This is a genomic window from Ornithinicoccus hortensis, from assembly GCF_006716185.1.
Taxonomy (GTDB): Bacteria; Actinomycetota; Actinomycetes; order Actinomycetales; family Dermatophilaceae; genus Ornithinicoccus; species Ornithinicoccus hortensis.
On the sequence record NZ_VFOP01000001.1, the window covers coordinates 3865895 to 3892543 of the forward strand.

Here is a 26649-nt window from a genome sequence, read left to right on the forward strand (position 1 = left end):
CCGTTCTACCCTTCCTATGCTTGCGGCCATGACGCTGCCCTCCGACACCACGTGCTACTACCTGCCCCTGGGCGACGACACGTTCCAACCGACCGTCCACGCGCAGGGCGCCTGGGCGGAGGAGGAACAGCACATGGCGCCCGCCTCCGGGCTGCTGACCCGGGCCCTGACGCTGCACGAGCCCCGGGAGGACCTCCAGCTGGCCCGGATCTCCTTCGACATCCTCGGGATGATCCACGCCGCGCCGAGCCGGATCCGGACCCGCACGCTGCGGCCCGGGCGCACCATCGAGCTGATCGAGGCCACGATGAGCGTCGGCGACCGGGACGTGGTCCGGGCCACCGCGTGGCGGTTGTCCCGGCAGGACACCAGCGCCGTCTCCGTGGTCGAGGACCCGCCCCTGCCGGCCCCGCCGGCGTGGGAGCCCAGCGAGACGATGCACCAGACCTGGGCCGGGGGCTACATCGCCTCGATCGACGTGTGGGCCGCACCCGAGAGCCGGTCCGGCAGCGCCCGGGTCTGGTTGCGCAGCGAGCACGACCTCGTCGAGGGCAAGGAGAGCAGCGCCCTGGCCCGGTTCGTCGGCCTGGTCGACACCGCCAACGGCATCGCCACCCGGCAGCCACCGGGGCGCTGGATGTTCCCCAACACCGACCTGGGGATCCACCTGTACCGGTCGCCCCGCGGGCGCTGGGTCGGGATGGACACCACGGTCAGCTGGGGCGCCGAGGGGGTGGGCCTCACCTCCACCGTGCTGCACGACGAGCACGGCCCGGTCGGCCGCGCCGAGCAGATCCTGACGGTCCGTCCGCTGCGCGGCTGACCCCGGCGGGTCTGCCCTCCGCTGACTTTGCCGAACCGTGACCAAACTTCTTTCGGATCCGGTGCAACCTTCCGCCGCCCCGCGACGTCTTCTAGGTGTCGGGGACGGGCAACCTCCGACAACCGCGCTGGGGGGACCGCTCGGGGGCGAGCGGGAAGCGCAGGGGTGGGACGAAGGCAGGGGCGCCGACGCAGGGGGTCGGCGCCCCTCCTTCATGTCCGCCACCACCCACCCGGCCCGGGCCCGAGCCGCACCCGCAGCGGGCCGGCGGACGGCATACAAAAAGAATCTCGCCAACCGTGCAACCTCCCGCGGGGCCAAGGCGTCTTAGCAGGTGTCGGAGGCGGGCACTTCCGACCACAGCACCGGGAGGGACTGCTCGGGGGCGAGCAGCGGTGCGGGGGGATGACGGAGGGCGTCGGCTCATCGCAGCCGGCGCCCTCCCTCGTGCCCCGGGCGGACCTGCCGGGAGGGCTCCCAGAACCCGTCGCAAGAAAGTTTCGGGCGCCGTGCAATGTCCGCCCGCCCCCGGCGCATCTAGGTGGTGTCGGAGCAACCAGCCGACAACGCGCCGGAGGGGCTGCCCGTGGGGGTGCAGGTGGCGCGTGGGGTGAGGGTAGGGCGCCGACGCAGGGGGTCGGCGCCCTCCTTCATGCCCGGAAAACTTTCTCGCCGGGGCACGGATCCGATCGCCCGGCCGCTGCGTCATAGGGTGAGGACACGAGGAAGGTGACACATGTCTGCAACGAAGTTCCGACAGAACCGTCCGCTCCTCCGGGGGACCGGTGCACTGGCCGCGACCACACTGGCCTTCGCCCTACTGAGCGGGTGCGGCTCCGAGACCGACGACGAGACCCCGCCCGGATCGACCGCCGGGAGCAGCGAGACCGAGCAGGACCAGACCACCGCGCCCGGTGACGACGACGCGGCCACCGAGACCGAGGGGAGCATCGTGAACCCGCCCGACGACGGCGCCAGCGCCACCGCCCTGCCCACCAACGAGGTGCCGGCCCAGGTCCAGGAGGCCGAGGAGACCCAGGCCGCGGTCGCCGACCTGGCCGAGCGCGAGGGGGTGGACGAGTCGGAGGTGACCCTCGCCGGCTACCGGGAGGTGACCTGGCGCTCCGGGGCCATCGGCTGCCCCGAGCCCGGCAAGATGTACACCATGGCGCTGGTCCCCGGCCGACAGCTCATCCTGGCTGTGGACGACACGCTGTTCGCCTACAACGCGGCCGACGGCGAGGCCTACAACTTCTGCGCCGCGCCCGAGGACCCCGCCCCCGGCGGGACCCGCTGACCCGGCGCCACCCGCCGGTCCCATGACGGGGGGGGCGGCCCTTCTCGGTCGGGGCCGCCCCCCCTATCCCCGCCGCCCGGGGCGTATGCCGTCCCGCACCCGCCGCAGGGAGTTCACCCGTGGCCGCGGGTCACCCGCGCGGCGCGGGCTGCCCGAAGTGGGCTGGCCGGGCGAAGGCCACGGCGATGAGCACGCCGAGCGCCAGCGCGGCCGCCGGGACGAGCATCGCGTCGGCCATCGCGTCGGAGTAGCCGGCCGCGATCTGCGGGGGCAGCGCGCCGCCCATCCCCTGCGCCGGGGCACCCCCGGCCCCGGCCGACTCCGCGACCGGCCCGAGGTGGGCAACGAGCCGGGTCTCGATGACCGCGGCGATGGCGGCGCTGCCGAGCACCGCTCCGACCTGCCGCGTGGCGTTGTAGACCCCGGAGCCGGCGCCGGCCGCGTCCAACGGCAGGTTGCGCGTGGCGGTCGTGCCCAGCGGCGCCCACAGGAAGGCGCTGGCGACGCCGAACAGCCCGATCGGGGCCATGATCTGCCACACCTGGGTGTCCGGTCCCATCGCCCGGGACAGCCAGAACATCGCGGCGGCCGCCCCCAGGAAGCCGAAGGCGCTCAGCCCGCGCGGGTGCATCCGGTCGACCAGCCGCCCCACGACCGGCGCCAGGACGAACGAGGCCACGGCCATCGGCACCAGCAGCAGCCCGGCCCGGGTCGGGCTGTACCCGTGCACCACCTGGGCCCACAGCATGAACGGGAACGCCATGCCGGTCACCGCGAACGACACCAGCGAGATCCCGCCGTTGGCCAACGAGAAGTTGCGGTCCCGGAACAGCCCCAGCGGCACGAGCGGCTCGCGGCGCATCACCGCCCACCACCCGACGGCCAGCGCCAGGGCCAGCACCCCCGCACCGATCAGGAGCGGCACCGAGACGATGCCGGTGATGGTGCCCCAGTCGTAGCTCTCCCCCTCCTGGATGCCGAAGACCAGCAGGAACATCGCCACGGCCGACAGGATGACGCCCACCCAGTCGAAGCTGTGCGTGTGGGTCGGCAGCTGCGGCACCAACCGGGCGGCGAGGACGAAGGCCACAACACCGACCGGGACGTTGACGAAGAAGATCCACTCCCAGCCGGGCCCGTCGACCAGCACGCCCCCGAGCACCGGCCCGACCAGAGTGGCGATCCCGGCGGTGGCGCCCCACAGGGCCATCGCGCCGCCCCGCCGCGCGGCCGGGAAGGTGCGGGTGATCACGGCCATCGTCTGCGGGGTCATCATCGAGGCGCCCAGGCCCTGGACGGCCCGCGCCACGATGAGCTCCTCCACGGTGCCGGTCAGTCCGCACCAGAGCGAGGCGAGGGTGAACACGGTGAGCCCGACGAGGTAGATGGTCTTCGGGCCGAAGCGGTCCCCCAGCCGCCCGGTGATCAGCAGCGGCACGGCATACGCGAGCAGGTAGGCGCTGGTCACCCAGATGACCTCGGTGACCCCCGCGCCCAGCCCCGTCATGATCGCCGGCACCGCCACCGACACGATGGTGGAGTCCACCAGGATCATGAAGAACCCGATCACCAGCGCCCACAGCGCCGGCCACGGATTGCGGTCGTCGGTCAGGTCGGTGGTGCGGGTGGGATCGGTCTGCGTCACCGCAGCAGTCTCCTCCTCCCCCGCCGCCGACCACGCACGAATATCCGGCCCGGTGACCAGGATCACAGCGGCGTCGCCGGCCGGTCCCTCGGTCGTCGGCGGCAGCCCCCGGCCGTCAGTGGCGGCGGAGCCGGTGCACCAGCTCGGCCCGGACCTGGGGCCACTCGGTGGCGATGATCGAGTAGACGGCCGTGTCCCGCAGGCTGCCGTCGGCCATCCGCAGGTGGGAGCGCAGGACACCGTCCAGCTTGGCGCCGAGGCGTTCGATCGCCTCGCGGGACTGGTGGTTCATCCAGTGCGTGCGGAACTCCACGGCCGGGCACTCCAGCACCTCGAAGGCGTGCGTGAGCAGCAGCAGCTTGGACTCGGGGTTGGTGCCGGTGCCGTGCGCCGACGCGCGGTTCCAGGTCGACCCGATCTCGACGCGGGGCAGCTCCCGGTCGATGTTCATGTAGGTCGTCATGCCCAGCGCCCGGCCGGTGCTGTCGCGCACCGTGAACGGGATCATCGACCCGGCCTCCTGCAGCGCCAGCCGCCGCTCGATCTCGGCGGCCATCCCCGCGGCGTCGGGGACGGTGGTGTACCAGAGGTTCCACAGCTGCCCGTCGGTGGCCGCCTCGACCAGGTCGTCGTGGTCCTCGGGGCGCAGTTGCTCGAGGCTGACGAGCCGTCCGGACAGCGTGGGGGCGGTTATCTCCATCACACCAGGAGGCTACTGCCCAGAACGTGACGAAACGCACTCTGTCCTGGGCCGATACCGCCTGTCAGGATTGTTGACAATGTCGTATCATGGGATTGCCCGATGGATCGATGGGGCTCCACCCGGCACCGCCCAACCCTTCCACCCCCTTTCCTGAAACGGACACGCTGCACCATGACCGGCCCCTACGGCATCTCCCCCCGAGTCTCCCCCTCTATGTGCCCCCGCTGCGGCACCCGCGTCGACCTGACCGCGAACGGCACCGTCGCCCCGCACAACACCCGCGTCGCCGGCCCCTCCTGCGACGGCTCCGGCATGGCCCCCGGCGCCATCCCGCCGTGGCCCGGCACCGTGAAGCTGTCGACCCCGATCCGGATGCCCCGGGTCCGCTCCGCCCGGTCCACCCGCTCCGCCCGGTCCACCCGCTCCGCCCGGTCCACCCGCTCCGCCCGTCGCCAGGACGCCACCCCCGCCTCCTGACCGGACGCGTCACCTGGCGCCCCCAGCCCCTCACCAGACGCGTCACCTGGCGGGCCAGCCCCTCACCGGACGCGTGAGATGGCGGCCCCTGAGCACCACCGGACGCGTCACCTGGCGCCCGGTGGTGCGTCCGGTCACCGGTGAGAGCGACCGACGACACGTCCGGTCACCCCTGAGCGCCGCCATCTCACGCGTCCGGTCGTGGGAAGGTCAGAGGAGCGCGAGGTTGAAGCGGTCCACCATCACCCGCACGCGCTCGCCGGGCGCCAGCACCTTCGACTGGCTGGCCAGGCCCTCCATCGGCCCGACGCCGTCCACGTCGAGCGTCACGTGCTGGGCGTCGGCGACGGCGACGGATCCGGTGACCGTGGCCTCCAGCGGGCCGTCGGAGTCCACCCACAACCCGGAGCGCCGCAGGGCCAGGGTCGCGGACCCGCCGTTCGGTATGCCGGCAGCACGGGCGATCCGCTCCGCACCCTCGCCGGTCAGCACCGAGCGATAGCCCAGGAACCGGGCGACCTGCTCGTCGACCGGGGCCCGCCACACCTCCCGGGTCGGCCCGTGCTGCACGATCCGGCCCGCGAACATCACCGCCATCTCGTCGGCCACGGTGAACGCCTCGTCGTGGTCGTGGGTGACCAACAAGGCCGTGGTCCCGGTCTCGACCAGGATCGCCCGCAGGTCCGTGGCCAGCCGCTCGCGCAACGACCGGTCCAGCGCGGACAGCGGCTCGTCCAGCAGCAGCAACCGCGGCTCGGCCGCCAGCGACCGGGCCAGCGCGACCCGCTGCTGCTCACCGCCGGACAGCGTGGTCGGGCGGCGTTCGGCATACCCGTCGAGCCCGACCAGGGCCAACAGCTCCTTGACCCGCACCGCGCGATCGGTCGCCCCGACGCCCTGCAGCTTCAGCGCATACCCGATGTTGTCGCCCACCGACAGCTGCGGGAACAGCTGCCCGTCCTGGAACATGAGCGCGAACCCCCGCCGGTGCGTCGGCACGCCGGCCAGATCCTGACCGCCCGCCGACACCCGCCCGGTCGACAGGTGCTCCAGCCCGGCGATCGCGCGCAGCAGCGTCGACTTGCCGCACCCGGAGGGCCCGAGCACCGCGAGCACCGTGCCCTCCGCCAGCGACAGCGACACCTCGTCGACGGCGACGGTCCGGTCGAACCGGACGGTGACGTCCTCGAGCTCCAGCACCTGGCTCCTCTCCGCCGGCGGCGACAGGCACGCCGACCCGCACTAGGTTAGGTCCCAGCCCGGGCGACCGGCGTCCGGCGCGACGCCTGGAGGCAGTCATGGCCAATCACGTGTATGCCGTGTCCGAGCTGGTCGGCAGCTCGCCGGACGGGGTGGAAGCAGCGGTCACCAACGCGCTGGCCTCGGCCCAGCAGACGGTCCGCAACCTGGACTGGTTCGAGGTGACCGAGATCCGCGGGCACCTGACCGACGACGGGTCGGTCGGCGACTGGCAGGTCGGGATCAAGCTCGGGTTCCGCGTGGAGAAGTAACTGCCCCGCCCCGTCTCACGGGTCCAGCCGCCACCGGAAGACGACCTCGGGGCGGCCTGTCCCACCGAGCCGGTGGCTGCGCACGGCCGCTCCCTGGTCGACCAGTCGCTGCAGGTAACGCCGGGCCGTCACCCGCGAGGTGCCGACGTGGCCGGCGACGTCCGAGGCCGACAGCCCCTCCTGGCCGGCGCGGTCGCGGAGCACGTCAATGACCTGGTCGAGCAGCTGCGGGCTCAGCCCCTTGGCCGGGATGGCGCCGGTGACGACCGGGTGGTGCAGGCGGGCCAGCATGGAGTCGATCCGGCCCTGGTTGCTGTCGGCGCTGCCGCCCAGCTCGTCCCGGTAGTGCCGGTAGGCGTCCAGCCGTTCCCGGAGGTCGGCGAAGGTGAACGGCTTGAGCAGGTAGCCGACCACCCCCAGGGACACTGCGAGCCGCACCAGCTCGGTCTCCCGCGCGGCCGTGATCGGCAGCAGGTCGATCGCGCGGCCGGACGCGCGCACCGAGCGGGCGATCTCCAGACCGTGGCCGTCCGGCAGGTTGAGGTCAAGCAGGACCAGGTCGATCTCCTCCTTCCCCAGGGCCCCGACGGCATCCCGGGCCGTGCCGACCGTGGCGACCACCCGGAACCCCCGCACCCGGGCCACGTACTCCGCGTGCCCGGCGGCGGTCAACGGTTCGTCGTCGACGACCAGCACCCGCAGCTCCGGCGCCACCTGCTCCGGCCCACCACTCACGAGCCACTCCCCACCTGGGCGGTGACCGGCAGGGTCACCATGAACGAGGCTCCCGGCGGGGGCCCGACGGACACGCTGCCGCCGAGCAGCTGCACCGTCTGTTGCACCAGCGCCAACCCGAGCCCGCGACCGCCCGGCGCGGTGGCGGCCTTGGTCGACCAGCCCTTCTCGAAGGCGTGCCGCAGGGCGTCGTCGACCAGCCCGGGGCCGTTGTCCGCGACCACGAAGACGACGGTCCCCTCCCCGGTCTGGATGTCCACCGTGATCACCTTCGGCTCCGACCCCTCCACCTGGGTCAGTGCGTCGATGGCGTTGTCGACTAGGTTGCCGAGGATCGTCACGGCACTGCGGGCCGGCACGACCCCTCGCGGCAGGTGTGCGTCCGGGTCGAGCTCGAGGAGTATGCCGCGCTCGGCGGCCTGGGCGGTCTTGCCCAGGACGAGCGCGGCCACCGAGGGCTCCTGGAGCGCCGCGACCACGGCGTCCCTGGCCCGCTGGGAGGTCCGCAGTTCCTCCGTCGCGAACTCCACGGCCTCCTCGGCACGGCCCAGCTCGATGAGGGTGATCACCGTGTGCAGCCGGTTCGCGGCCTCGTGCGCCTGCGCGTGCAGGGCGTCGGCCAGTGCGTTCGCGTCGCCCAGGCGCCCCGTGAGGTCCGCCAGCTCGGTCCGGTCCCGCAGGGTGGTCAGGGTCGCCACCACCGTGCCGTGCCTGCGGACCGGGCCGGAGGACACCAGGAGGGTGCGACCCCCGCTGACGTGAGGGACGTCGACGTGCCGGTCGGGGCTCGCGATCATGTCGCGCAGCGCCCCGGAGAGCTCCAGGTCTTCCAGCGTGCGCCCGACGTCGGTGGCCCGGAGCCCAAGCAGCCGCTGCGCCTCTGGGTTGACCACCTGCAGCCGCCCGTCGGGGTCGCTGATGATCAGCCCCTCGTGGATGGTGTGCAGCACCGCCTCGTGGTGGTCGTCCAGGCGCCGCACCTCCCGGGCGTTCAGGCCGCGGGTCGCCTCCCGGACCCGCCGGGCCGCCACCCAGGCACCCAGGCCGGACAGCAGGGCGACCGCGCCGCCGGCGATCGCGATGTCCGGGACCAGGGCGCGCAGCGCGTCGTCCACCCTGGTGCGCTGCAGCCCGACGGAGACCAGGCCCTCCACCTGGCCGTCGACCAGCACGGGGACCACGGTGCGGGTGGACAGCCCCAGCGACCCCTCGTAGTCCTCCAGCACGGTGCCACCCTGCTGCGCCGGGGCGATCGTGCCGACGAAGCGTTCGCCGACCAGTTCCGGGGTGGGGTGGGTGTAGCGGATGCCGTCCGGCGACATGACGACGATGAAGTCGGCGCCCGTGCGGTCCAGTTCCCGCGCGACGACGTCCGCGAGGTCGCCCTCGGGGTCCGTCGAGGCCGAGACGGCGTCGCGCACGTCGTCGGTGGCGGCGAGCGTCGCGGCGATGGTCACCACCCGGGTCCGGGTCGTCTCCTCGACCAGGCGGTCCGCCCAGCGGTAGGCGAGCAGCACCGAGAGGGCAGCGACGACCAGCGCGAACACCACCTGGATGGTGAGCACGTGGGCGGCGATGCTCCGTGGCTTGCTGAACACTATGACCACAAGGATGCCTGGCAAGGCCTCCCGGAGACAGCCTGACGCTCGGTCGAATCAACTCGAGCAAAGGAGCTTCCTGTGATCGCCCTGCACACGACGATCAGCATCGTCGCCATCATCCTGCTCATCATCCGGTTCCGGATCGACCCGATCATCGCGCTGGTCGCCGGGTCGTTGTACCTGGGCCTGGCCTCCGGCATCGGCTTCGCCGCGACGCTCACCGCGATCACGACCGGCTTCGGCGAGATCATGGCCAAGATCGGTCTCCTCATCGGGTTCGGCGTCCTCATCGGGTCGCTGCTCCACGCGGTCGGCGCGTTCCGCGCGATGGTCGAGGCGCTGGTGCGCCTGGTCCCCGCGAAACGCCTGCCCTACGCGCTGGCCATGGCGCTGGCCACGATCTTCCCCTCGATCTACGTGGACGTCCAGGTCGTGCTGGCCGCCCCCGTCGCCCGGTCGTCGTCCGGGCTGATCGGTCCCCGCGGCCTGCCGCTGCTGGCTGGGGCCTTGGGCACCGGCATCTTCTGCGGCTACGTCTTCGTCGTGCCCGGGCTCGCCGCCGTCTCCATCGCCGGCCTGCTCGAGGTGCCGCTGGGCACCTACCTGCTCTACGGCATCGTCATCGGCCCGGTCACCGCGCTGCTCACGGTGTGGCTGTTCGGCCTGCTGCTGCGGACCGGCTGGTGGAAGGCCGACCGGGACGAGGAGGAGAACGAGGCACTCCTGGAGGCCGAGGAGGAGGAAGCCAACGGCCACCTCAAGCCCCGCTGGCGCCCGTCCCTCGGGGTCGCCGTCCTGCCGATCCTGGTCCCCCTGCTGATGATCGCCTTCGGGGCGTTCGCCGGGCTGGCGGAGCGCTCCAACGCCTTCATCGAGTTCATCGGTAACCCCACCTTCGCGCTGTTCGTCGGCCTGCTCGGGGCGTATGCCATGGCTCGCCGCAGCCTCCGGGTCGGCGGCACCACGGCCGCCTTCGAGAAGGGGCTGCACACCACCGGCGAGATCCTCCTGGTCACCGGTGTCGGTGGGTCGCTCGGCGCGGTCATCGAGGCCACCGGCCTGGCCGAGGTGCTCGGCGGGCTGTTCTCGGTGAACGCCGCCGCGCCGGTGCTCGTCAGCGTGCTGCTGGCCTGGTTCATCGCCGCCCTGTTGCACCTGGCGATCGGCTCGGTCTCGGTCGCGGCCATCACGGCGGCTGGGATCATCGCCCCGATCCTGGGGTCGCTGGGCGTCGCGCCGGTCGTGATCGGACTGGCCATCGCGTCCGGCTCGCTGTTCGCCTTGCAGGTCAACAGCAACTTCTTCTGGATGTTCAAGGCCCTGCTGGGGCTGTCCACCTCGGGCAGCCTGAAGACGTTGACGGTCGTGACCTCGATCGCCAGCCTGGTCTCCATCCCGCTCGTCCTGACGGCCAGCCTGGTGGCCTGACCGTCTCCGTCGACCGGGCACGTCGCCCCCTGGGAAACTGTCCTCGAGACGAGGACACCGCAGGTCAGCCCTTGAACCTGGGCCTCACGCCGCGCGCCGGATGGCGCCGAGCCAGGGCTCCAGCCCGTCGCGGGCGACCTCCCAGCGGGGACCCCTCGCGCGCAGTTCGTCGTCGGTGAGCAGCACGCCGTCGAAGGCCTCCCGCAGGCGCGGGCGGACGTCGTCCTCGAGCAGGCCGGTGAAGAGCAACCGGGTCAGCGGCCTGGCGCGGCCCCACGAGCCGCGCGTCCCGATGCTGACCTGCCCGCCGGCGCCGTCCCAGACGCCGACCTGCCCGGGGCGGCTGGCGACCCAGAAGCAGCCCCGGGTCCGCAGCCGCCCGCTGCCGAGCGCGGGGACGCCCTCTCGGAACCGCTCCGGGTGTAGCGGCAGGGTCGTGGTCAGCTCCATCCGCCAGGCGGACGGACCCTGCGCCTCCCGCCACCTGCCCTGGTAGACCTCGGCGACCCACCGCTCGCTGGCCCGGTGGTCGTGCAGGCCGGCGAGCAGGGCACCCGCGGGGAGGTCGGGACCGCCCAGCCCGAGGCGGACGCCGGGCCTGGCCAGGTGGCGCAGCAGGTCGGTGCCGTCCGGACCGACGTCGCCGAAGACGGCGACCAGGTCGGCGTACTCCACCATCGCGGCGAGCACCTCGCCGACGCCGCGGTGGTCACCGGCCGTGGCGACGGGGAACCGTTCGCTGAGCAGGTCGTCCCCCAGCAGGTCGCCGACGACGCCCGGACCGTCCAGGGCGAGCACGACTGCCGCGGCCCGGACGCTCGGGGCCACGCGACGGTCGGCCCCCAGCACCCGGCATACCGACGATCCGTCCGCGGCGACCGGCAGGTGCACCACGATCGCCTGCCACCGGTCCAGCTGCCCGAGCCGCTCCAGGGTCGGGATGACGTCCTCGCGCACCGCGCAACTGGCACACGCGTGCTCCAACCGGACCACCTCGCGCTCCAGGACGCCGGTGATGTCGCTAACCGTGCGCCGCAGCGTCCCGGCCGCGACGTCCACCTCGTGGCGGACCACGACCGGGTCGGGCAGGTCGAACTGCAGGCCGAGGGTGGCGGCGGCCATCGACTCGGCGTGCAGCCCGGTGACCAGGTAGAGCGGGGTCGGCATGGTGAGCCCTTCCATGTGACTTGATATGAGAATCGTTCTCATTTTAGTCTCAGCGGACCACCTGCTGACAAGTCACCCACCGAGAGGCCGTCGATGTCCCGCACCCGCCTTGCCACCGGAGCACCACCCGCCACCCTCCGTGTCACCGACCTCACCGCCGACCTCCTGGACGGGGTCGCCGGGCTCCTCGTGGCGGCCACCGTCCACCGAGCAGCCCTGGCCGGACGGGCGACCGACCCCGCCGATCGGTCGGCGACCGCACTGCGCGCCGCCGCGCGGGCGGTCGTCGAACCGGCCCTGGACGACGCCGACAGGTTCTGCCTCGTCGCCCTCTGCGGACCTGGCGGCCCCGGGGGCGAGGATGTCGTGGGCGTCCTCACCGGACTGGTCACCCGGTTGACCCCGGAGGACGCGGGCTACACCTACCTGCCGCCGCGGCACGCGCTCGCCCCGCTGTCAGGATGGGCCGTCCGTGACGGGTCCGACCCCGCGGTCCTGGCCACCCTGTGGGAGGTGGCCCGGTCGCGCTCGGCGGCGCTCGGCCTGGACCGTCTCACCGTGCAGGTGCTCGACGCGGACTGGCCGGCCATGGGCCACTGGCGCACGCTCGGGCTCCGGCCGGACACCGCCCTCGCCTGCCGGTCCACGGCAGTCCCGGGGCCGGTCGGCCCGTCCTCGCCCACCATCCGCCCCGCCGTTCCTGCCGACCTCGAGTCGGTGGTCGACCTGGCGCTGGAGGAGCAGATCTACCACGCACGACATACCGGGTCCGGGATGGCGGCGGACCAGAGCCGGGACACCGTGGCCGCCGTATCCGAGGCATGGCTCGACCCCGACGCCCCGGAGGAGACGGAACGCGCTTTCGTTGCGGAGGCCCCCGACGGCACCCTCATCGGCGTCACCACCGTGCACACCCTGCGCGTCCCCGACACCGTGCTCAGCGCACGCGTCCTGCCGCGACGGCACGGCTACATCGGGCTTACCTGCGTCAGCGCCCCGTGGCGTGGTCGCGGGGTGGGCAGGGCACTGACCGGTCGCGCCCTGGACTGGCTGCGGGCGCTGCCCGACCCAACGGCCTTCACCGGGCTGCACTACGTGACCGACAACGTGACCTCGGCCCCGTTCTGGAGCGGGCTCGGCTTCGCCAGCGTGCTCACCCACCTCACCGACGCGGCACCGCACCACCCACACCCACCGCAACCATCCGCGAGGAGAACGACCCGATGACCCACACCCTGCCCACCGAACCGACCTATGAGGGACTCGGTGAGTTCCACGACCTGTCCATGACCGCGCCGTGGGAGCGCCTGCGGCCACACGTGCGCACCCTCTTCGCCGGGCTGCCCGCTACGTCCACCGTCGCCGACCTCGGCGCGGGGAGCGGCATGGGGACCCGGGTGCTGGCGCAGGAGAGCGGGGTGCGGATCGTGGCCCTCGAGCCGAGTCTGGTGATGCGGTCGGTGCTGACCGCCAGGGTGGGCGACAGCCCGGACCTGTCCCGCCGGGTGACCGTCCTGGCCGGTGCCCTACCGGTCGACCTGGACGCGTTGCCCCGGCCCCTCGACGGGTGCGTCTGCGCGCACATGCTCGGGCACCTGGACACCTCGGCCCGGCGCCGGCTGTGGCGCGGACTGGCCGACCGGTGCACCACCGGTGCTGTGGGACTGGTGACGACGGAGGAACGCCACGAGGACGACCTCGCCCGCACCGGGCGCCGGGCCGGCGAGCCGCTGGTCGAGACCCGCGTGCTCGGCGGCCTGGAATACCGGGCGGTCTACCGCGACGCGGGGACGCTCGGGAGCACCGACCGGTTCAGCACCACCTACCAGGTGCTGGCGGACGGCGAGCTGCTGCGGGAGGCGACCTTCGCCGGGAGCTGGGCGCCGGTGTCCTACGAGGTCCTCGTCGACGAGCTGGGCAGCAGCGGTCTCCGGGCCCGCACCCTGGCTCCCGGTGTCGCGGCCATCACCCGTTAGGCGACCTGGGACGTCCTCCCGAGCCACGGCTCCAGCCCGTTCGTGGCCACGTCCCAGTGGGTTCCCCGGCTCCGCAACTCGGCCTCGGTCAGCACGATGTCGGCAACGACCTCCTCCAGCCGGTCCCGCGGGTCATCCTCCAGCAGGCCGTTGAACAGCCATCGGGTGAAGGGTCGGGCGCGCCCCCACGGACCCAGGGCTCCGATGCTCAGCTGGCCGCCGGCGCCCTCCCAGACACCTACCTGCTGCGGACGGCTCAGCGCCCAGAAGCACCCGCGTGACCGGAACCGGCCATCGACCAGGGAGTCGATGTCCCACTGCCACCGCTGCGGGTGCAGGGGCACGCTCGCCGCGAGTTCTATCCGCCAGGCCCGACGCGTCTCGACGTCGCGACGCGGGCCCTGTCCGGACACCTGCACCCAGGGTTCGCTGTTGCTTCAAGGCTAGCCCCGCCTCAGAAGGTGCCGACGTTGCCGACCCGCAGCCGCTCGACTACGCCCATCACGGTGACGGTGAGCAACGACAGCACGACGGAAGCGGCGAGCGCCATCCCGAGGTTGTCGGCGCCCGGGCGGCTGATCAGGTCGTAGATCACGACCGGCACCGTGGGCCGGTCCGAGCGGGCCAGGAAGCTGGTGGCACCGAACTCCCCCAGCGATACCGCGAAGGCGAAGCCCGTCGCGGCCAGCAGCGGCCGCAGCATCACCGGGGCCTCCACCGTCCACGAGGCCCGCAGCGGTCCGGCCCCAAGGGTGGCAGCCGCCTGGCGCAACCGCGGGTCGATCGAGCGCAGCACCGGGGTGAGGGTGCGCACCACCAGCGGAAGCGCCACCATCGCCTGGGCGATCGGGACCAGCACGGGCGAGGTGCGCAGGTCGAACGGCGGCCGGTCCAGGGTGATCAGGAAGCCGAAGCCGACCGTGACCGCCGAGATCCCCAGCGGCAGCATGAAGGCGCCGTCCAGCCCCGCGACCAACCGGCGGGCGGACGGCATACGGGGCCGCCGGGAGACCACCACGGCCACGCACACCCCGAGCACCATCGCCAGGACGGTGGCGTCCAGGGCCGTGCGCAGCGAGTTCTCGACCGCCTCGGTGACGCTGGCCCGCATCGCCGGCGAGGCCTCCGGGTTGGTCAGCGCCCGGTAGTTGCCCAGGCCCCACCCGTCCCCCACCCGCAGCGAGCGGATCACCAGCGAACCCACGGGCAGCAGGATGAGCAGCACCGCCAGACCCGACACGGAGAGCACCGGGACGTCCCCCCGACGGGGAGTCCGCGCGGCCGAGCCGGTCCCGCCGCGCCTCAACGACTGCTCCCGCCGGCTCCTGGTGCGGGCGGCGATCGCCAGCATGGCCACGACGGCGACGAGCTGGACGATGGAGAGCACCGCGGCCGCCTGCAGGTCCAGGAACTGCGTAGTGAGCAGGTAGATCTCGGTCTCGATCGTCCCGTAGCGCAATCCGCCTAGCGTCAGCACGACCCCGAAGGCGGTGGAGCAGAACAGGAAGACCAGCGTCCCCGCCGACACGATCGCCGGCGCCAGCGCGGGCAGCGTCACGGTCCGCAGCACCTGCCAGGGCGTGGCTCCCAGTGCCGCCGCGCTCTCCTCGGCCCGCCGGTCCAGCCCCTCCCACATCCCGCCGACGGTGCGCACCACGACCGCCAGGTTGAAGAAGACGAAGGCCATCAGGATCGGCACCCAGTGCCCGTCGAGCCCGAGGAAGCCCAGCGGTCCCCCGCTGGAGAGCAGCGAGCGGAACATCACCCCGACCACCACGGTCGGCAGCACGAACGGCATCACCACGACCGCCCGCAGCAGGCCGCGCCCGGGGAACCGCAACCGGTACAGGGCAAAGGCCAGCGGTATGCCGAGGAGCAGGGTGATCAGACTGCCCGCCGCGGCCATCAGGAGAGTGAACAGGAGCACCCGCCCGGTCCGCGCTCGGCCGAGGACCTCGGGGATACCGGAGAAGTCCCACGCCCCGTCGGGCCGCAGGCCGCGGTCGAGCATGCCGCCGACCGGCCACCCGAAGAAGACGACCAGGAAGGCGACGGGCAGCAGCGCCAGCCCGACGAGCCCGAGGGCGGGCACCAACCGCAGCAGGCGGGACGACCTGCGGGTACGGGTGGGACGCAGCATGTCGGTCGACTTCCTCCACCGGTACGAACCGGATCAGGTTCAAGGGTCTGCGGCGTCCTGTTCTCGCCGCACTCTCAGCGCTGACGCGCTCCCCTGTCGTGCGCTGGCCACCCTACCGCTCCCCGGGAGGCCACCCGGTGGCACGGCCGGCCGACCGGCGGACCCGCGGGAGCCCCACCCCTGCTGCTGCTCCAGGGACAGGCGAATTCGCACCGCTGGTGGGACGGCTTGCGTGCCTCGTTCGAGGCGACCTTCCGGACCATCACCATCGACTACCGCGAGGCGAGCACCCTGCTGGGTGATCCGAGCATGACTCCGGAGGAGACGGCCGCCCTGTCCGGGCGGATCCCCGGTGCCCATCTCCGTGTGTGGCCACCGGGGAAGGCACGGGTTCTTCGAGAAGTTCTCACCAGAGGTGAACCCCATGGTGCTCGACTTCCTGGTGTCCCAACTCCCCTGACGCATCCGTCCGTGCTGCCGACGATGCGCTGCCCCGTTAGGTGGCGACGCGGCCCAGCGTGGACTCCCGTGGCACCAACTCGGGCGCCAGGACCACGGATTCCACCGCGACCCCCTCGATGAGGTCGATCATCAGGTCGGCGGCGGCGGTCCCCATGTCGCGCATGGGCGAGCGCACCGAGGTCAGCGGTAACGGCGCGACCTCGGCCAACGACGTGTCGTTGTATCCCACGATGGCAACGTCCCTGCCGACCTGCAGACCGAGCGAATGCGCCGCGCCCATGGCGCCGAGGGCCGCGAAGTCGTTGACCGCAAAGATCGCCGACGGCGGGTCCGGTCGCTCCAGGCAACGCAGCGCCGCCGCGTAGCCGGACCGCGCATCGAAGCCGTTCTGCACCCGCAGATCCGTGGCCACCTCCCGGCCGAGCTCACCCAGGCGACCGATGAATCCCTCGATCCGGTCGACCGCCGTGCTCGCCCAGGGGACACCGCCGATCACCGCCAGCCGCTGATGCCCGAGACCGGCCAGGTGATCCGCCACCAGCGCCCCACCTGCCACGTCGTCACACGTGGCGCTGATGTGATCACCCGATCGCCTGCTCACCAACACCACCGGTACGCCACGCCCGCGCAGCTCGTCCAAGAAGGTGTGGTCCAGGCTTGCATCACCGAAGATCAATCCATCCGACCGACGGGCCAGCGCCACGTCCGTGAGCCGCATCCGCAACTCGTCCTGGTCCTGGGTGTTCGCCACGTATGTCGTGTAGCCGCGCTCGATGGCTCTGCCCTGGATGCCCTCATAGATCGTGGCCAAGACCAGGTCGGACAACCGGGGCACCAATACCGCCAGTTGACTGCTGCGCCGGGTGCGCAGCTGTCGGGCTGCAGGGTCTCGCATGTAGTTCAACTCACGCGCGACCTGCCGGATCCGGTCCGCGGTCTGCGGGCCAGCCGCCCTGCGGGACTCAGCACCCGTCGAGTGCAGCACTCTCGAGGCCGTGGACAGGTGCACCCTGGCGACCCGGGCGACATCGGCGAGTGTCGCCGGGCTCTGTGGTTCGGACACACACCCATCTTCTCCTGTCCCTTGACAACCACCAAGCCACCGGGTTGACTTGCCCAAACGTTTGGGCCAATCGATTGGGTAACATGCGGAAAGATGGGCAACGGGCGGGATCTCCGGCGATGGAGGCGCTGCAGCGCGCCCGGGCGGTCGCCTCCCTCAATGCGTTCGTGACGCTGGTGGACCCACCACGCTCAGGCTCATCCCGGGAGCCCGGGCCGCTGGCCGGCGTGCCCTTCGCCGCCAAGGACAACATCGACACGGCGGGCATCCGCACGACCTGCGGGTCGCACCACTTCGCAGACCGAGTCCCCACCTCCGATGCCGACTGCATCGCCCGGCTCCTCGACGCCGGAGCGACGCTCATCGGGAAGACGCTCACCCACGAGTTCGCCTACGGCCCGACCGGTGATTCCTCAGCGACCGGGCCGGCCCACCACCCCACCGATCCGGGGCGGATCACGGGTGGATCGAGCGCCGGTTCCGCCGCCGCCGTGGCCGCCGGCGTCGTGCCGTTCGCCCTGGGCACCGACACCGGTGGCTCCTCCCGGATCCCGGCTGCCTTGTGCGGTGTGCTCGGTTTCAAGCCCACGTACGGCGCGTTGTCGACCGCGGGTGCGTTCCCGCTGTCGCCGACCCTGGACACGATCGGCATCCTCGCGGCCTCGAGCGGCTGGCTGTCCCGCGTCTGGGCAGCCCTGACCCGCACCGCGGCGGTGCCGCACGACCCCGGCAGCATCGCCTGGGTCTCGTTCACGGACGACGCGCCCGTCGACCCCCGCGTGGGGTCCGCCGTCGCAGCCTGGGGAGCGGACGCGATCACTGGCTCCGTCCGCCTGCCGTCGACGGCCCGGTTCACCGCCATCTACCAGGCGATCCAGGGGTGGGAGGCCTCCCAGGTGCACGCCGACCTGCTGGCCGGCAGCCCCCAGCTGTACCAGTCCGATGTCCGGGAACGACTCCTCGATGCCTCCCACGTCACGGCGTCGAGCTATCGGCGCGCGCTCACCCAACGGGACCAGCTGCGTCTGGAGTTGGGCGGGATCTTCGACTCGGTCGGATTCCTCGCCCTGCCCACCTGCCCGATCACGGCACCGCCGCTGGGCGTCGAACAGGTGGTGGTGCAGGGGCGGCTCATCCCGGTGCGCGAGGCCCTGTTGAGTCTGACCAACCCCTGGAGCGTGCTGGGTTGGCCCGCCCTGAGCATCCCTGCCGGCACCGTGGACGGACTCCCCGTCGGGATCCAGCTCGTCGGGCCGCCGGGCAGCGACGCCCACCTCATCTCCATCGCCCACACCCTGATAAACCGCCATGCACCGAAGGAGTCTTCATGACCGACACCCAGCCGATGAGCCCACTGAAGGTCGCTGCCGTGCAGTTCGATATGCAGGTCGGCCTGGACAACAAGGAGGCCAACGTCGAGTCCTGCGTGCGGCTGATCCGGGAGGCCGCCGCCGCAGGCGCCCAACTGGTCGTGCTCCCGGAGCTCGCCACGACGGGCTACTCGTTCAGCAACCGCGAGGAGGCCTACCAGCACGCCGAGGCCGTCCCGGACGGGCCCACGATCCAGCGACTGGTCCAGCTCTGCGCGGACGAGGGCTTGTATGTCGTGTGCGGGGTCGCCGAGCTCGACGGCGTGCTGATGTATGACACCGCGGTGCTGATCGGGCCCGACGGCTACGTCGGCCGCTACCGCAAGACGCACCTCTGGAACAGGGAGAAGCTCGTCTTCGAGCCGGGCAACGAGGGCTTCCCCGTCTTCGACACCCCGGTCGGCCGGATCGGGCTGCTGATTTGCTGGGACATCTGGTTCCCGGAGGTCGCCCGTATCCTTGCGGCCCAGGGCGCCGACATCATCTGTTCCACCAACGACTGGGTCTTCACCCCACCGCCGCTGTTCGACGAGTCCGGCAAGGCGATGGCCAGTTACCTCACCATGGCGGCCTCGCACTCCAACGGGGTGCCGATCATCGCTGCCGACCGGGTGGGCGAGGAACGCGGGGCCAAGTTCCTCGGGTGTTCGCTCATCACCGGGCACAACGGGTGGCCCATCGGCGGCGTCGCCAGCGCCGAGGAGGAGACGATCCTGTATGCCGACCTGGACGTGGTCGCCAGCCGGTCGGCCGTCGTCTGGAACACGCTGAACGACCTCCCGCGGGACCGCCGGCGGGACCTGTATGACGAGCTGCTGGGCTACCCGGGGCAGGCGCAGGCCCGGTGAGCGCACCAACCATCCCGGCGAATCGTCGCGACAGCGCCGCGGCGCTTTGGGGCGCCGGGATCGTGCTCATCGGGGTCGTCTCACTCCTGGGCTGGGGGCTGTCCCGGTTCCCCGGATGGGATGCCTGGCCCTCCTACGAGACGTGGGCAGGGGATCTGACGTCGCCGCTCAACTGGGCCCTGTGGGTGATCGGCGACACCAACGAAGCGCCGTTCTACAAGAGTGCCCTGGCCGGGATCGGGATGACCCTGGGGGCGCTCCTGGCGCACGTCCTGTGGCGCCGGCGCAGCAGGGCCATGGGGATCCCGGTCTCCTATGGCAGTGGGCGCCTGCCCTGGATCCTGGTCGCGTCGTGGGTCTCCCTGATCCTGGCCAACGGGATGTGGCAGTGGACCATCAGCGATGAGTTCCCCTGGCAACCCACCTTCGTCACCTTCGTCTCGGTCCCTGCCGCGGTCGTCCTGGTGTACGGCGGCGGCTGGGCGCGGGCCCTGACCGCAGCCGTCCTCGGGGCAGTGCTGACCACGCCGATCTCCATCCTGACGGTGATGTATGTCTGCACCCCGCTGGAACTCCCCTCGGTCGTCGGCAACGTCACCGGGATGTGGGCCGGGGGTCTCATCGCCTTCGCCCTCTGTCGCCGACTCCCCCACATGGCCCGCACGACCGAGCCGGCCGACGAGGACGCCGGCCCGCCCGCTGCTCCATCGATCCAGACTCCGGGCTGGGTGGTCCGCCGGGCGCTGGCCGACTTCACCGAGCCCACCTTCTACGGCAACGAGTGGGCCTCGGCCGGTCTGCTGCTCGGCGCGACCCTGGAGTTCCTCCTCAACCCGGCATCTCCTGTGTATGGGTCAGGGCTGTTCCCCGGGGTGCTGGCTGCCCAGTTCATCGCGGCAACCCTCGGCGTGCTGCTCTTCCGCAGGCAGTGGGCGGAGAAGGGCTTCTACTCGACGTTCATCCCGATCGTGTCGATCGCGCCGGCCCTGGTGGTGACCTTCGGCTCAGCACCCCTGGTGGTCGCCGTGGCAGGCGTCCTCGGTGCACTCGCCGGGCCCCCGCTGGGCGATGTTCTCTCTCGGGTGCTGCCGCCCGACTTCCACCCGTACATCGCCTATGTCTTCGCCATGACGGTGAGCGTGGCCGTGCTGGTGCCGCTGTTGCGGGCCGTCCCGGGTTTCGGCCCGTAGCACCCTGATCGCGCCCTCGCACGGACGCGGGCCCGGCCGCGCTGGAGTGAACGGGTTGCGCTCAGGCCGGGTCGAGTTCGACCTGCACGGTCACCCGCCCCCGCGCGTCTGTGGCGCTCACCGCGTGACCGGTGCGGCGGACCCCGTCGAGCACGAGAGACAGTGGCGCACCGGTGCCGCTGAAGTTGCGCCACCAGGACTTCTGGTCCGGCAGCGCCACCTGGATCGTGACCCGGTCACCGCGCCGGCGATACCCCACGACCAGCCGGAACGCCCGGCCCGACCTGCGGCCCGTGTATTCGAGTTCGGCGAGCGACCGTCCGACAAAGGTCCCGACGAGCGGCAGGCGAAGCAGCGGCCGGACGGCACGGTTGACGACCGGGGCGGTCTTCTGGAGCAGGGTCATGGCTCCATTCTCTGGCGTCCCCACCCATCGACCGAATCCGCCGGTCAGCCCTCGAACCGCGGCTCTCGCTCGGCAAGGTCGGCGCGCAGCTGCACAAGCCGCGCGTATGCCGTGTCGCGGTAGGCGCGCACCCGCTCCGCGTCCTCGGGGCCGTGGGTGTAGAAGCCCTGCCCGGACTTCATCCCCAACCGTCCGGCGTCGACGTGCTCGCGGACCACGGCCGGCACTGCGAACCGCTCGCCGTAGTCGCGTTCCAGCGTGGCGATCGATCCGGCATACACGTCCAGGCCGGCGATGTCGGAGATCGCGAACGGGCCGAAGAACGGCAGCCGGAAACCAAAGGAGTTACGCACCACCTCGTCGATCTGGTCAGGTGTGGCGATGCCCTCCTCCACCATCCGCGTGCACTCCTTGAAGAGTGCGAACTGCAAGCGGTTGGCCACGAATCCGGGCGAATCGGACACCACGGTGGGGACCTTGCCAATGGCCCGGATGAGGTCGACGGAGCCGGTCAGCACAGCGGGGTCGGTCGCCTCCGTTGGGATGATCTCGACGGAAGGCACGAAGTAGGAGGGGTTCATCCAGTGCACGCCGAGGAACCGTTCCGGACCGGTCACGCCCCGGGCCAACTCCCCGATCGGGATGGCCGAGGTGTTGCTGGCGATGGTGGCCTCAGGCGATGCTGCGGCAGCCACCGCCGACAGCACGTCCAGCTTCAGCGAGGGACTCTCGGGCACCGCCTCGGAGATGTATGCCGCTCGGCTGGCGGCCTCCTCGAGGGTCGCCGCGGTTAGTCGCTCCCGGAGTGTGGCCGGGGCGCCGCGGGGGAAGAGCCCGCTGGCCTCGTGGGCTGCTCCTTCGGCGACGAGGCGCTCCACCGCCCTCTCCGCCTGCTCGAGGGTGGCATCGGCCACCAGCACCGGGTGGCCGGCCAGCGCGAACGTCTGCGCGATGCCACCGCCCATGTAGCCGGTGCCGATCACCGCCATTGTCGCGTCGGCTGACAAGGTCGTCATTGCTCAGTCACTCTCCCGCCAGGATGCCCGGCAACCAGGTCGACAAGAACGGTAGGTACGTGATCAGGAGCACGTCGGCGAAAAGGATGGCGACGTAGGGAACGACCGCTCGGCTGATCTTGACGATGGACAGCTCCGCGATCTGCGCGGCCACGAACAGGTTGATCCCGACCGGCGGCGTGATCAGGCCGATCGCCAGGTTCACGACCATGATGATGCCGAAGTGGACCGGGTCCACACCGAGCTCGGTGGCCACCGGGAGCAGGATCGGTGTCAGGATCAAGATGGCCGCCGCCGCCTCGATGAACATGCCGGCGATCAGCAGCAGCAGGTTGACCACGAGCAGGAACAAGACGACGTTGAAGTTGGCCTCGAGGAAGAACGAGGCGATGTCGGCCGGAATGCCCAGGATGTTGAGCAGGAATCCGAACAGGCCCGCGGTGCCGATGACGATCATCACGATCGCGGTGGTCAGCGCCGACTTGGTGAAGATCGTGGGCAGGTCGCGCAGCCGGATCTTCCGGTAGGCACCGACACCGACGACCAGCGAGTAGGCGACCGCCACGACCGCCGCCTCGGTGGGGGTGAAGACACCGCCATAGATGCCGCCCAACACCAGCACCGGCATGATCAGCGCCAGGATGGCCCGGCTGAACGACTGGGCGACCTGCCTGAAGCTGGCCCGCTCGGGGGTGCCGTGGTATCCCCGACGGCGCGCCACGACATACGAGGCGATCAACAGAGAGAGCGTGATGACCAGGCCAGGAATGACGCCTGCCATGAACATGTCACCGACCGAGGTGTTGGCGGCGATGGCGTAGATGATCAGCGGGATGCTGGGCGGGATGATGACGCCCAGCGCGCCGGAGGTCGCCTGGATCGCCCCGGCGTACCTCAGGTTGTAGCCGGCGGCGACCATCGCCGGGATCATGATCGAGCCGATGGCGGCCGTCGTCGCCGCACCGGAGCCGGAGATCGCGGCGAAGAACATGGACGTGACCACGACCACCATGGCCAGGCCACCGGTCAGGTGTCCGACGATGGACTTGGCGAAGTCCACGAGCCGTTCGGAGATGCCGCCCTCCTGCATGAGGAAACCGGCGAGGATGAAGAACGGGATGGCCATCAACGGGAAGGAGTTCATCGCGTTGAAGATCTGCTGCGGGATGACGACCAGCCCGAAGGTGTCGCTGGTGTAGACGGTCAGCATCGTCGCCACGCCCAGCGCGACGGCGATCGGGACCCCGATCGCGAAGCAGACCAGCAGGCTGCCGAAGAGGAGTGTTGGCACGGCTCAGCCCTCAGCTTCCAGAATGAGGTGGTCCTGGTGCGGGGACTCCCCGCCCTGGAGGATGTCTTCGATCACGACCGCGATCGTGTTGATCAAGCAGAGCGCGCCGCCGGCGCAGAGTGCGAACATCGGCCAGAACATGGACACGCCGGTCGCCGGAGCGCTCTGGAAGGCGACGGCCTGGGCGATGTTCCAGCCGTAGACCACCAGGACCACGTAGAAGGCCAGGGACACCAGGTGGGCAACCAGGTTCACGATGAACCTGGCGCGCCCGCTGAGGAGTTCGGGCACCAGGTCCACGGCGAGCAGCGACCCCCGACGGACGGCGTACGCCGACCCCAGCATGGTCAGCCAGATCATCAGGAACCGGGAGACCTCCTCGGAGAAGGTCAGCGAGTTGCCCATCGCGAACCGGGCGAAGACCTGCCAACTGATCAGGACCGTCATGGCCCCGAGGCACAGGGCCATCAGCCAGCCCACGATCTTGTTCAGGCCGTCAATGACGCCTAACAGGCGCACGGTAAACGTGTTCACGCTCAAACCTCTTCGTCAGTGCGGTTGGGTCTTGGGACTGGGACGGTCAGTGGTCGAAGTTGCGGGCGGCCTCGATCCGGTCCTCGCCCAATTGGGGCGCCCATTTCTCGTAGACCGGCTCGACCGCCTCGCGGAACAGGTCTAGGTCGGGTTCGGTCACCTCCATGCCCTCGCTCTCCAGCGTCGCCACGGCCTCCTGCTCCTGCTCGTAGCTGGCCTCGCGCTGGATCGGCAGGGCGTAGTCGGCGGCCTCTTGGAACATCGCCTGGTCCTCCTCGGAGAGGCTGTCCCAGAGCTTGCCGCTCATCATCATCGGTGCGGGCGAGTACACGTGCTGGGTCAGGGCCAGGTAGTCCTGCACCTCGAAGAAGCGCACGTCGACGATGGTCGGCAGCGGGTTCTCCTGGCTGTCCATGACGCCCTGCTGGAGGGCGGTGTAGACCTCGGGCCAGGCCATCGGCGTGGCGTTGGCACCGAGGGCGGACCAGGTGTCGATCTGGACCTGGCTCTCCTGGGTGCGGTGATCGATGCCCTCCAGGTCCTCAGGCGTGTTGATCGGACGGACGCTGTTGGTCTGGTGCCGGAAGCCGTTCTCCATCCACGCCAGGATCTGCACGTTGGCCGTTTCCTTGAGCAGGTCCGTGAGCTCATCCCCGATCTCACTGTCCAGCACGGCGTGGGCGTGCTCGTGGTTCTCGAAGAGGTAGGGCAAGTCGAAGACGAAGAACTCGTCCACGAAGCCACCGATCGGCCCGGTGGAGGTGATCCCCATGTCGATGGAGTCGATGAGCATGCCCTCGACCACCTCGCGCTCGCCGCCCAGGGCGTTGTCGTAGTAGTAGGACACGGTGATCCGGCCGTCGGACAGCTCGGTGAGTTTGTCGCCGAAGGCCTTGGCCCCCACGTGGTGGTGCGAACCATCACCGAGGGCGAGGCTGAAAGTGATGTTGCCCTCGAACTGGCCGTCGTCACCGATCGGGACGCTGTCGCCGCAGGCACTCAGCCCGAGGGCAGCGGCGACGGCCGTGACGGTCAGGGCCAGGGACCTGGTCCGCATCTGCTTCCTCCAACACCTCGTCGTGAATAGTCGGGTTCGACCCGAGGAGGCGAACTTATGCGGCCCCCCCGGACGTTAAGCAACGTTAAGTGATTTCCTTGCCTCACCGATCGGACCTGGCACACGATCAGCCGTATGCCGAATGATCGCGACCCTCACTCACCGCATGCCTGGCCCGGGGTTTGCGGCCTTCGGGTCCTCGTGACCGGGGCGAGCCGGGGCATCGGGCAGTCCATCTCCGCGAGCATGGCCGCTGCCGGGGCGACGGTCGCCGTCACGGCGCGCGACGCGACCGGCCTCGCCGAAACCGTCACCACCATCCGTGATTCAAGAGGACGCGTGCAGAGCCACCAGGCCGACCTGGCCGACACCGCTGCCCTGCCACGTCTCGTCGGTGAGGCCACTGCCTCGCTCGGCGGTGTGCCCGATGTCGTCGTCCACGCGGCAGGCGCACAGGCCCGCGGTCCCGCGCTGGAGATCGCGGACGAGGACTGGGACAGGGTGCTCTCGATCAACCTGACCGCACCGTGGCGGCTCAGCATCGAGGTGGCCCGTGCTCAACAGGCGGCCGGCCGGCACGGCAGCCACATCTTCATCGCCTCGATGCTGGCGCTCACCTCCCGGCCTGAGGTCTCCCCCTACATCGCGAGCAAGACCGGCCTGCTCGGGGTGGTCCGCGCGCTGAGTACCGAATGGGCACCGTCCGGCATCCGAGTCAACGGCATCGCACCCGGCTACATCGAGACCGCGCTGACCAGGCCCCTGTTCGAACGGCCCGGGTGGCGGGAGGCAACCTTGGCGCGGGTGCCGATGGGCCGGTTCGGCGAGGTGGACGACATCGTCGGCCCCGCACTCTTCCTCGCGTCGTCGGCCAGCGCCTACATGACCGGCCAGCTGTTGACGGTCGACGGCGGGTGGACCAGCAGCTGAGGCCGGCCACCCGCCACGGGTCAGCGGTCGTGCGCCCGGTCAGAAGCCGACCGAGTCCTGGCCCTTCAGCCCGAGCATCTGCCGGGCCTCATCCGGGGTGGCGATCTCATAGCTGAGGTCCTCCAGCGACCGGCGGATCTTGGCGACCTGCTCGGCGTTGGACTTGGCCAGCTCCTTCGGCTCCAGCCAGAGGGAGTCCTCCAGACCCACCCGCACGTGCGAGCCCATCTGGACACCCATGGTCGCGAGCGGCATCTGGTTCTTGCCCGCGCCCAGGATCGACCACAGGTACTCCTCCCCGAGCAGCCGGTCCGCCGTGCGGCGCATGTGCATCAGGTCCTCCGGGTGCCCACCGATCCCGCCGAGGATGCCGAAGACGGATTGGACGAACAACGGACCGTCGGTCAGGCCCCGGGCGTGCATGTGCTGCAGGTTGTACAGGTGGGAGATGTCGTAGCACTCGAACTCGAATTTCGTCCCGTTGGTGCGGCCGATGTCCAGGATCGTCTCGATGTCCTGGAAGGTGTTCTTGAAGACGAGGTCGCGGGAGTTCTCCAGCGACTGGCGCTCCCAGTCGTGCTTGAACTCGGTGAACCGGTCCAGCATCGGGTAGAGCCCGAAGTTCATCGAGCCCATGTTCAGCGAGGCCAGCTCGGGCTTGAAGGCCATCACCGGGCGCATCCGCTCCTGCACCGTCATCGCCGGGCTACCGCCGGTGGTGATGTTGACGACCGCGTCGGAGTTGTTCTTGACCTTCTCCAGCACCGGGGCGAAGTGCTCCGGGTCTTGAGAGGGCCGACCATCCTCGGGGTCGCGGGTGTGCAGGTGCAGAATCGCCGCACCCGCCTCCGCGGCACCCAGCGCTGCCTCGGCGATCTCGTCCGGGTCGGACGGCAGATAGGGCGACATGGACGGGGTGTGGATCGCGCCGGTGACGGCTGCGGTGATGATGACCTTGCGGATGGTTGCCATGTGGTTC

The 26649-nt window shown here is 70.9% G+C and carries 26 protein-coding genes and 1 riboswitch; of the genes, 11 read left to right on the plus strand and 15 right to left on the minus strand.

Annotated elements, in window-relative coordinates:
* Positions 1-16 precede the first annotated feature (16 nt).
* A complete protein-coding gene (locus FB467_RS18050) occupies positions 17-823 on the plus strand; it encodes a thioesterase family protein (RefSeq protein WP_141786331.1) in 807 nt (268 codons plus the stop codon).
* Positions 824-1559: 736 nt separating this feature from the next.
* Positions 1560-2120, plus strand: coding sequence for a hypothetical protein (locus FB467_RS18060; protein WP_141786333.1), 561 nt, complete (start codon positions 1560-1562; stop codon positions 2118-2120).
* Positions 2121-2250: 130 nt separating this feature from the next.
* Here FB467_RS18060 and FB467_RS18065 read toward each other — a convergent pair whose 3' ends face one another.
* Positions 2251-3765 (minus strand): DHA2 family efflux MFS transporter permease subunit, encoded by a 1515-nt coding sequence (locus FB467_RS18065; RefSeq protein WP_280525449.1) that lies wholly within the window; start codon positions 3763-3765, stop codon positions 2251-2253.
* A gap of 115 nt (positions 3766-3880) precedes the next feature.
* Entirely contained in the window at positions 3881-4465 is a 585-nt protein-coding gene (locus FB467_RS18070) for a GNAT family N-acetyltransferase (protein WP_141786334.1), read from the minus strand.
* Positions 4466-4639: 174 nt separating this feature from the next.
* On the opposite strand from FB467_RS18070, the gene FB467_RS18645 reads away from it, so the two are divergent.
* Positions 4640-4945: a hypothetical protein gene (locus FB467_RS18645; protein WP_153390302.1), complete on the plus strand. Its 306-nt coding sequence runs from the start codon at positions 4640-4642 to the stop codon at positions 4943-4945.
* 210 nt (positions 4946-5155) lie between these two features.
* On the opposite strand, the gene FB467_RS18080 is transcribed toward FB467_RS18645, so the two are convergent.
* Positions 5156-6145, minus strand: coding sequence for an ABC transporter ATP-binding protein (locus FB467_RS18080; protein ID WP_141786335.1), 990 nt, complete (start codon positions 6143-6145; stop codon positions 5156-5158).
* A gap of 98 nt (positions 6146-6243) precedes the next feature.
* Here FB467_RS18080 and FB467_RS18085 point away from each other — a divergent pair, with 98 nt between their 5' ends.
* A complete protein-coding gene (locus FB467_RS18085) occupies positions 6244-6456 on the plus strand; it encodes a dodecin (RefSeq protein ID WP_141786336.1) in 213 nt (70 codons plus the stop codon).
* A 15-nt stretch (positions 6457-6471) separates the two neighbouring features.
* Here FB467_RS18085 and FB467_RS18090 read toward each other — a convergent pair whose 3' ends face one another.
* The gene (locus FB467_RS18090; protein WP_228393361.1) at positions 6472-7191 is read right to left on the minus strand and encodes a response regulator; all 720 of its coding nucleotides are present in this window, start codon (positions 7189-7191) and stop codon (positions 6472-6474) included.
* The gene (locus FB467_RS18095) at positions 7188-8789 is read right to left on the minus strand and encodes a sensor histidine kinase (RefSeq protein WP_170230829.1); all 1602 of its coding nucleotides are present in this window, start codon (positions 8787-8789) and stop codon (positions 7188-7190) included. Before FB467_RS18095 ends, FB467_RS18090 begins: the two co-directional genes overlap by 4 nt.
* An 81-nt stretch (positions 8790-8870) precedes the next feature.
* Between FB467_RS18095 and FB467_RS18100 the strand changes: the two genes are divergently transcribed.
* Positions 8871-10220 (plus strand): GntP family permease, encoded by a 1350-nt coding sequence (locus tag FB467_RS18100; RefSeq protein WP_141786338.1) that lies wholly within the window; start codon positions 8871-8873, stop codon positions 10218-10220.
* A gap of 84 nt (positions 10221-10304) precedes the next feature.
* On the opposite strand, the gene FB467_RS18105 is transcribed toward FB467_RS18100, so the two are convergent.
* The gene (locus FB467_RS18105) at positions 10305-11402 is read right to left on the minus strand and encodes a GTP-binding protein (RefSeq protein WP_141786339.1); all 1098 of its coding nucleotides are present in this window, start codon (positions 11400-11402) and stop codon (positions 10305-10307) included.
* Between the two features lie 78 nt (positions 11403-11480).
* Here FB467_RS18105 and FB467_RS18110 point away from each other — a divergent pair, with 78 nt between their 5' ends.
* Together FB467_RS18110 and FB467_RS18115 are read left to right on the plus strand one after the other, a co-directional pair.
* Positions 11481-12614, plus strand: a complete 1134-nt coding sequence (locus FB467_RS18110) for a GNAT family N-acetyltransferase (RefSeq protein ID WP_141786340.1) — start codon at positions 11481-11483, stop codon at positions 12612-12614.
* The gene (locus FB467_RS18115) at positions 12611-13363 is read left to right on the plus strand and encodes a class I SAM-dependent methyltransferase (RefSeq protein ID WP_141786341.1); all 753 of its coding nucleotides are present in this window, start codon (positions 12611-12613) and stop codon (positions 13361-13363) included. Before FB467_RS18110 ends, FB467_RS18115 begins: the two co-directional genes overlap by 4 nt.
* Here FB467_RS18115 and FB467_RS18120 read toward each other — a convergent pair.
* The 3 genes from FB467_RS18120 to FB467_RS18135 all read right to left on the minus strand — a co-directional run bounded on the left by FB467_RS18120 (position 13360) and on the right by FB467_RS18135 (position 17028).
* Positions 13360-13776, minus strand: a complete 417-nt coding sequence (locus tag FB467_RS18120; RefSeq protein ID WP_170230830.1) for a CobW C-terminal domain-containing protein — start codon at positions 13774-13776, stop codon at positions 13360-13362. The two genes, FB467_RS18115 and FB467_RS18120, sit on opposite strands and share 4 nt — an antisense overlap.
* Positions 13777-13817: 41 nt before the next feature.
* Positions 13818-15503 carry an ABC transporter permease gene (locus tag FB467_RS18125; RefSeq protein ID WP_141786343.1) on the minus strand — a complete coding sequence of 562 codons (1686 nt, stop codon included), beginning with the start codon at positions 15501-15503 and terminating at the stop codon, positions 13818-13820.
* Positions 15497-15608: riboswitch (TPP riboswitch) on the minus strand. Its footprint overlaps the gene before it by 7 nt.
* A 391-nt stretch (positions 15609-15999) precedes the next feature.
* Entirely contained in the window at positions 16000-17028 is a 1029-nt protein-coding gene (locus FB467_RS18135) for a LacI family DNA-binding transcriptional regulator (protein WP_141786344.1), read from the minus strand.
* 119 nt (positions 17029-17147) lie between these two features.
* Here FB467_RS18135 and FB467_RS18140 point away from each other — a divergent pair, with 119 nt between their 5' ends.
* Genes FB467_RS18140 through FB467_RS18150 form a run of 3 tightly spaced genes read left to right on the plus strand, consistent with a single transcriptional unit; the run spans position 17148 to position 20436 of the window.
* Positions 17148-18359: an amidase gene (locus FB467_RS18140; RefSeq protein ID WP_194288350.1), complete on the plus strand. Its 1212-nt coding sequence runs from the start codon at positions 17148-17150 to the stop codon at positions 18357-18359.
* Positions 18356-19246, plus strand: a complete 891-nt coding sequence (locus FB467_RS18145; protein WP_141786346.1) for a nitrilase family protein — start codon at positions 18356-18358, stop codon at positions 19244-19246. Before FB467_RS18140 ends, FB467_RS18145 begins: the two co-directional genes overlap by 4 nt.
* A complete protein-coding gene (locus FB467_RS18150; RefSeq protein ID WP_141786347.1) occupies positions 19243-20436 on the plus strand; it encodes a hypothetical protein in 1194 nt (397 codons plus the stop codon). Before FB467_RS18145 ends, FB467_RS18150 begins: the two co-directional genes overlap by 4 nt.
* Before the next feature lie 61 nt (positions 20437-20497).
* Here FB467_RS18150 and FB467_RS18155 read toward each other — a convergent pair whose 3' ends face one another.
* Genes FB467_RS18155 through dctP form a run of 5 tightly spaced genes read right to left on the minus strand, consistent with a single transcriptional unit; the run spans position 20498 to position 24740 of the window.
* Positions 20498-20842, minus strand: a complete 345-nt coding sequence (locus tag FB467_RS18155) for a PNPOx family protein (RefSeq protein ID WP_141786348.1) — start codon at positions 20840-20842, stop codon at positions 20498-20500.
* Between the two features lie 44 nt (positions 20843-20886).
* Entirely contained in the window at positions 20887-21858 is a 972-nt protein-coding gene (locus FB467_RS18160; RefSeq protein ID WP_141786349.1) for a 3-hydroxyacyl-CoA dehydrogenase family protein, read from the minus strand.
* Between the two features lie 7 nt (positions 21859-21865).
* On the minus strand, positions 21866-23149 hold the full coding sequence (locus tag FB467_RS18165; RefSeq protein ID WP_141786350.1) for a TRAP transporter large permease: 1284 nt from the start codon (positions 23147-23149) through the stop codon (positions 21866-21868).
* A gap of 3 nt (positions 23150-23152) precedes the next feature.
* Entirely contained in the window at positions 23153-23683 is a 531-nt protein-coding gene (locus tag FB467_RS18170) for a TRAP transporter small permease (RefSeq protein WP_211350639.1), read from the minus strand.
* A 46-nt stretch (positions 23684-23729) separates the two neighbouring features.
* Complete coding sequence (gene dctP / locus FB467_RS18175; RefSeq protein ID WP_141786351.1) at positions 23730-24740, minus strand: TRAP transporter substrate-binding protein DctP; 1011 nt, start codon at positions 24738-24740, stop codon at positions 23730-23732.
* A 201-nt stretch (positions 24741-24941) separates the two neighbouring features.
* On the opposite strand from dctP, the gene FB467_RS18180 reads away from it, so the two are divergent.
* Positions 24942-25670, plus strand: coding sequence for an SDR family NAD(P)-dependent oxidoreductase (locus tag FB467_RS18180; RefSeq protein ID WP_244932754.1), 729 nt, complete (start codon positions 24942-24944; stop codon positions 25668-25670).
* 39 nt (positions 25671-25709) lie between these two features.
* On the opposite strand, the gene kce is transcribed toward FB467_RS18180, so the two are convergent.
* Positions 25710-26642: a 3,5-dioxohexanoate:acetyl-CoA acetone transferase gene (gene kce, locus FB467_RS18185; protein WP_141786353.1), complete on the minus strand. Its 933-nt coding sequence runs from the start codon at positions 26640-26642 to the stop codon at positions 25710-25712.
* Positions 26643-26649 lie beyond the last annotated feature (7 nt).